This is a genomic window from Haloferax sp. AB510 (assembly GCF_024136985.1).
Classification (GTDB): Archaea; Halobacteriota; Halobacteria; order Halobacteriales; family Haloferacaceae; genus Haloferax.
Genome location: NZ_JAMYJY010000153.1, coordinates 1 through 6,356 on the forward strand (window position 1 = coordinate 1; position 6,356 = coordinate 6,356).

Annotated in this window: 5 protein-coding genes and 1 pseudogene; all 6 read left to right on the forward strand. The window is 66.0% G+C overall.

All coding sequences use genetic code 11. The features are described from left to right. A partial coding sequence (locus NKF06_RS19250; RefSeq protein ID WP_253246334.1) for a zinc-binding dehydrogenase occupies positions 1–462 on the forward strand: 462 nt, incomplete at its 5' end. A gap of 132 nt (positions 463–594) precedes the next feature. Further along, positions 595–1,302, forward strand: coding sequence for an SDR family oxidoreductase (locus tag NKF06_RS19255; protein ID WP_253246335.1), 708 nt, complete (start codon positions 595–597; stop codon positions 1,300–1,302). A 251-nt stretch (positions 1,303–1,553) separates the two neighbouring features. After that, on the forward strand, positions 1,554–2,891 hold the full coding sequence (locus tag NKF06_RS19260) for a sodium-dependent transporter (RefSeq protein ID WP_058827597.1): 1,338 nt from the start codon (positions 1,554–1,556) through the stop codon (positions 2,889–2,891). Positions 2,892–3,063: 172 nt separating this feature from the next. Further along, positions 3,064–4,482 carry a sodium-dependent transporter gene (locus NKF06_RS19265; protein ID WP_058827596.1) on the forward strand — a complete coding sequence of 473 codons (1,419 nt, stop codon included), beginning with the start codon at positions 3,064–3,066 and terminating at the stop codon, positions 4,480–4,482. Between the two features lie 221 nt (positions 4,483–4,703). Next, complete coding sequence (locus NKF06_RS19270) at positions 4,704–6,248, forward strand: acyl-CoA carboxylase subunit beta (RefSeq protein WP_058827737.1); 1,545 nt, start codon at positions 4,704–4,706, stop codon at positions 6,246–6,248. After that, positions 6,245–6,356: pseudogene (locus NKF06_RS19275) on the forward strand (acc operon protein); the annotation flags it as partial. The gene NKF06_RS19270 and the pseudogene NKF06_RS19275, both read left to right, overlap by 4 nt.

The window sequence follows — 6,356 nt, forward strand, 5'->3', positions numbered from 1 at the left end:
CGCGTCATCGCCACCGCCGCGCCCGACTACCACGACCGGGTGGCCGAACTCGGCGCGGACGTGGTTCTCGACTACGCCCGCGACGACCTCGCCGACGCCGTCGTGGGCGCCGCGACGGGCGACGGCGTGGACCTGACGCTCGACCACCGACTCGACGACTACCTCCAGTTCGACGCCGACGTGGCCGCCCACGGCGGTCGCGTCGTCGGCATCGGAGAGAACGACCCGGAAGTCGGCTTCGACCTGTCGTCGTCGGCCCGCGGCAAGGACCTCTCGCTCACGATGATGAGCATGTTCAACACACCCGATCTCTCCGCACCCCTGCGGGAACTCGCCGGCCAGATGGGCGCGGGTGAGTTCGAAATCGACGTGGCGCGGACCTACGACCTTGACGAGGCCGCCGAGGCCCACCGCGCGGTCATGGAAGACAGCTTCCTCGGCAAACTGGTCATCACGCCCTGACCGGACCACCTCGTCGTACCCGCCGCAATCCGGGAAGGCGGTCACCGACGCGGAAGGGTGACGACGCGGCCGGTCGCCGACGGTCGCACAGCCGCGACCGAATTATGTCCAGTGCGCACGTATTGCACGGACATGGACGTGACATTCGATTTTGACGGGACCGTGGCTCTCGTGACTGGTGCGAGCGGCGCGCTCGGCGGCGCAATCGCCCGCGCGTTTCACGAGGCTGGCGCATCGGTCGCGGCCGCGGACGTGGTCGAACCCGACGACGAGGACGGCTTTTTCGAGGCCGAGGGAGTCCGATTCTACGAGGGAGACTTCACCGACGAGGACGACGTGGTGCGCGTCGTCGACGAGGTCGCCTCCGATTTCGGTCGCCTCGACCACCTCGCCAACATCGCCGGGACGTGGCGCGGCGGGACGCCCGTCGACGAGACGGAGGCGGACACCTTCGACTTCCTGTTCGACGTGAACCTCAAGACGATGTTCCTGGCGTCGAAACACGCGATTCCGCACCTCCGAGAGACCGAGGGGTCCGTCGTGAGCGTCTCGGCTCGCTCGTCGCTGGAGGGCGGCGAGGGCGACGGCGTCTACCGGGCGTCGAAGGCGGGCGTCCGCCTACTCACGGAGACCATCGCCGAGGAGAACCGCGGCGTCGTGCGCGCGAACGCGGTCATGCCGAGCGTCATCGACACCCCGATGAACCGGGAGATGATGGCCGACGCTGACTTCGACACGTGGGCGAAACCCGAGGAAATCGCCCGGACCGTGCTCGCGCTCTGTTCGGACGCGACCCCCGTGACGAGCGGCGCGGCCGTCCCGGTGTACGGCGAGGCCTGAGTACCCTGTTTCGTGGCAACATTCGCCACGAGAAGGTATGACATTCGTTGTGGTGCGCACGAATTTTTACGCGGTGCGCAAGGGATTCACGAACACGACAATCGTTAGAAAAATGAGGCTAATCGAGGTCTGAATTCGGACGAACGTGCCACATCCTACAGTTGGTTGGAGAATTATGTCGATTTTCGCTCCGATATGCGACGGCATACCGCGTCATTTATCACACCCACATCGGCAACAGGGTGATAGACATGACCGAACGTGAAACGTGGGCAACCAGGGCAGGGTTCATCCTCGCGGCCGTCGGCAGCGCGGTCGGCCTCGGGAACATCTGGCAGTTCCCGTTCAAGACCGCTCAGTTCGGCGGTGCCTCCTTCCTGATCGTCTACATCATCGCGGCGCTCGGCATCGGCCTCCCGGCCATCCTCGCCGAGTTCGTCATCGGACGCAAGACCAACCTGAACACCATCAACGCCTTCGAGAAACTCGGCTACAAGGAGTGGCGCATCGTCGGCGCTATCGGCCTGTTCACCGGGTTCTGGATTCTGTCGTACTACAGCGTCGTCGGCGGCTGGGTCCTCCGGTACATCGGCGGCAGCCTGACCGGCGCGTACTTCGCCGCCCCGGCAGAGTACTTCGGACAGGTGTCCGCCGGGATGGACGCGCTCGCGCTCCACGCCGTGTTCATGGCGCTCGTCGTCGGCATCGTCGCCGCCGGCATCGAAGACGGCATCGAGAAGGCGACGAAACTGATGGTTCCGAGCATCGTCGTCATCCTCGGCGTGCTCGCGGCCTTTGCCTTCACGCTCCCCGGCGCGTCGGAGGGTTACGCGTACTTCCTCTCGCCCGACTTCAACGCGCTCACGGAGAACTTCGCCGACATCGTCCCCTTCGCAGTCGGACAGGCGTTCTTCTCGCTGTCGCTCGGTATGGGCGCGATGATAACCTACGCCTCCTACATCGACGGCGACCAGAGCCTGTTCGGCGACGGTATCACCATCGTCTTCCTGAACAGTTTCGTCGGCATCCTCGCCGGTCTCGTTGTCCTCCCGCTCCTGTTCGCCCAGGGAATCGACCCCAACACGAGCGGCGCGGGTGCGGTGTTCATCAGCGTCGCCGGCGCGTTCGCCGACATCCCCGGTGGCCAGATAATCGGCCTCGTCTTCTTCGTGGTCGTGCTCATCGCGGCGCTCTCGTCTGCGATTAGCCTCCTCGAAGTCGTCGTCTCGTGGTCCATCGACAACTACGACGTCTCCCGCCCGCAGATGGCGGTCGGTCTCGGCGGCGTCATCTTCCTGCTCGGCGTCCCGTCGGCAATCGACACCGCGTGGCTCGGCTGGTTCGACACGCTCGCCTACAAACTGCTCCTTCCGCTTTCGGTCCTCGGCATCCTCGTCTTCGCGGCGTGGGTCTACGGCGCGCCCGCCATCGAGGAGTTGATGAAGGGCAGCGGACTCGGTGACGGCGTCGGCCTGACGTGGCTCTGGTTGGTCCGCACGCTCGTCATCGTCGCCGTCGTGGCGACGCTCGCCCTCGGGCTCCAGACGTTGTTCCTCGGCGAGAGCCCGGCTATCGTTCCGCCCCTCTGAGGCGGCGACCGGCCCCGCTTTTCGAGCGGTTAGGAATCATCGGTAGCGACGCATTTCCTCCGACTATTCGACAGCAATTTTCACGCGTAGACCACTCAAAACCGTTAAATTTCTCCGATGACGTATCGTCGGTCCGAAAGCCCTTTTACCGGTGGACTGGCAATGGGTGTCAATGACACGAGAAACATGGGCAACACGGCTCGGGTTCATCCTCGCGGCCGTCGGCAGCGCGGTCGGCCTCGGGAACATCTGGCGGTTCCCGTGGCAGACCGCCGAAAACGGCGGCAGCGCGTTCCTCGTCGTATATCTCGGTATCGTTCTCCTCGTCGGCGTCCCCGGTCTGCTCGGCGAGTTCGTCATCGGTCGCCGGGCGAAGAAGTCGCCGGTCGGCGCGCTCCGTGACCTCTCGGGGTCGAAAACGTGGGGTGTCGTCGGCGCGTTCTCGGTCGTCACCGGCATCTCGCTGCTCTCGTTCTACAGCGTCGTCGGCGGGTGGATTATCCGGTATCTCCTCGAAAGCGGGGCCGCGGTCGTCGGCGGAAACCCCGCGTACTTCACGAATCCGGGCCAGTACTTCGGCGGCGTTTCCGCCGGCGTCGACGCCGCGCTCTACCACCTCCTGTTTCTCGGACTGACTGCGCTCATTGTCTTCGCGGGCGTCCGCAAGGGCATCGAACTCGGCACGAAGGTCATGATGCCCGCCGTGCTCATCCTGCTCGCCGGTCTCGCCGCCTGGGCCGCGACCCAGCCGAACGCGGCCGCCGGCTACACCTTCTTCCTCCGGTTCGACCCCTCGGTCATCACCGAGAACTTCTTCGCCATCCTCGGCCCCGCCGCCGGACAGGCGCTGTTTACCCTCTCGCTCGGCGCGGGCACGATGATCACCTACTCCTCGTACCTCGACGAGGACCGCTCGCTTCCCTTCGACGGGAGCGCCATCGCCGTCCTCAACACGAGCGTCGGCGTCATCACCGGTCTCGTCGTCTTCCCGCTTCTGTTCTCGCAGGGAATCAATCCGACTGAGACCGGCACCGGGCCGGGCGCGCTGTTCGTCGGCCTCGCTGGGGCGTTCTCGCAACTCCCCGCGGGGACGCTCATCGCCACCGCGTTCTTCGCCGTCGTGACGCTCGCGGCGCTGTCGAGTTCCATCAGCATGCTCGAAATCCCCGTCGCGTTCCTCGTCGACGAGTACGGCGTCTCACGCAGGCGCGCCGTCGTCGGGATGACCGCGCTCGTCGCCGTCACCGGCACCGTCTGCGCGTTCAACCCGGGCATCTTCGGTTTCGTCGCCGGCCCGCTCGTGAACGTCCTCCTGACCGCCGGCCTCGCCGCATTCCTCCTGTTCGTCGGCTGGGTCATGGGCCGCGAGGCGCTCGAGGAGTTCGCCGCCGGCGCGGGTGAGTTCTCGAAGTCCCTCGGTACGCCGTGGCTCTTCGCCGTCGGGGTCGTCCTCCCGCTGTTCCTCGTCTTCACGCTCCTCACGCACTTCGGCGTGGACACGACCATCGGCTTCTGGCCGACCGTCGGCGTCGCCGTCGTCGCGTCTGCCGCGGCGTTCTTCGGTCTTCGGCAGCCCAACTCAGTCGTCTGAGCGGCGACCATCCCGCCGCGTTCGACGCACTGACTCGACTTCGTCCTCCGTTTTGGGCCGACTCGACCGCGAGAAGCGGCCCGCGCCCCCGCCAACAACCATGATGATTGTTCCACCTATTCTTCGACAACTGTCGAAGTAAGGGTTGCCGGATTGCGGAACTCCTTTGACCGAGGACTGCGGACCGTTGCTCCAATGAGCGAAGGTGGTCTGGCATGACGATGGAAGACCGGATCGACGAACTCCGCGAGAAGCGCGAGGAAGCCCTGAAAGGCGGCGGTGAGGACCGAATCGCCTCCCAGCACGACAAGGGCAAGATGACCGCCCGCGAGCGCATCGACTACTTCCTCGACGACGGCACCTTCCGCGAGTTCGACCAGTTCCGGACCCACCGCAACCACAAGTTCGGGATGGAGGAGACGAAGCTCCCCGGCGACGGCGTCATCACCGGCTACGGCGAGGTCGACGGCCGGACCGTCTTCGTCTTCGCCCACGACTTCACCGTCTTCGGCGGCTCGCTCGGCGAGGTGTTCGCCGAGAAGGTCTGCAAGGTGATGGACAAGGCGATGGAGGTCGGTGCACCCGTCGTCGGTCTCAACGACTCCGCCGGCGCGCGGATTCAAGAGGGCGTCCAGTCGCTCGGCGGCTTCGGCGAAATCTTCCGCCGCAACACCGAGGCGTCCGGCGTCATCCCGCAGATTTCGGCCATCATGGGCCCCTGCGCGGGCGGCGCGGTGTACTCCCCCGCGCTGACGGACTTCACCTTCATGGTCCGCGACACGAGCCACATGTTCATCACCGGCCCGGACGTCATTAAGACGGTCACGGGCGAGGAGGTCACTTTCGACGAACTCGGCGGCGCGACGACCCACACCTCGACGAGCGGGGTCGCCCACTTCGCCACCGACACCGAAGAACAGGCGCTCGACGACATCCGACACCTGCTTTCGTACCTCCCGCAGAACAACGTCGAAGACCCCCCGCGCGTCGAGCCGTGGGACGACCCCGAGCGCGTCGACGACGACCTCGCCGAGGTCGTGCCCGACCAGCCGCGAAAGCCCTACGACATCCACGACGTGCTCGACGGCGTCCTCGACGAGGGCTCCTTCTTCGGCGTCCAGGAGGACTTCGCGAAGAACATCGTCGTCGGCTTCGGCCGCCTCGACGGCCGTTCGGTCGGCATCGTCGCCAACCAGCCCCGCGTGAACGCCGGCACCCTCGACATCGAGGCCTCCGAGAAGGGCGCGCGCTTCATCCGCTTTTGCGACTCGTTCAACATTCCTATCCTCTCGTTCGTGGACGTGCCCGGCTTCCTGCCCGGCACCGACCAAGAGCACAACGGCATCATCCGCCACGGCGCGAAGCTCCTCTATGCCTACTCCGAGGCGACGGTCCCCCTCATGACCGTCATCACGCGCAAGGCCTACGGCGGCGCGTACGACGTGATGGCCTCGAAGCACCTCGGCGCGGACGTGAACTACGCGTGGCCGACCGCCGAAATCGCCGTGATGGGCCCGCAGGGCGCGGTCAATATCCTCTACCGCGACGAACTCGACGCCGCGGACGACCCCGACGCCCGCCGCGACGAGCTCATCGAGGAGTACCGCGAGGAGTTCGCCAACCCCTACACCGCCGCGGACCGCGGCTTCATCGACGACGTCATCGAACCCGGCGAGACCCGCGAACGACTCATCTCCGACCTCCGGATGCTGAACTCCAAGCGCAAGTCGCAACCCGACAAGAAACACGGCAACATCCCGCTATGAGCGGGGAGCTGCTGTCGGGGCTGTCGATTCCGGACGACGCCGACGCCGAGGAGGCCGCGGCCATCGCCGCCGCCGTCGGCGCGCACCTCCACGACCAGTCGGTCGCCG

Excerpts from the sequence above, each read along its gene's own strand:
- NKF06_RS19265 (WP_058827596.1), top strand. The coding sequence starts at position 3,064 with ATGACACGAGAAACATGGGCAACACGGCTCGGGTTCATCCTCGCGGCC.
- NKF06_RS19270 (WP_058827737.1), top strand. The coding sequence starts at position 4,704 with ATGGAAGACCGGATCGACGAACTCCGCGAGAAGCGCGAGGAAGCCCTG.
- NKF06_RS19260 (WP_058827597.1), top strand. The coding sequence starts at position 1,554 with ATGACCGAACGTGAAACGTGGGCAACCAGGGCAGGGTTCATCCTCGCG.
- NKF06_RS19255 (WP_253246335.1), top strand. The coding sequence starts at position 595 with ATGGACGTGACATTCGATTTTGACGGGACCGTGGCTCTCGTGACTGGT.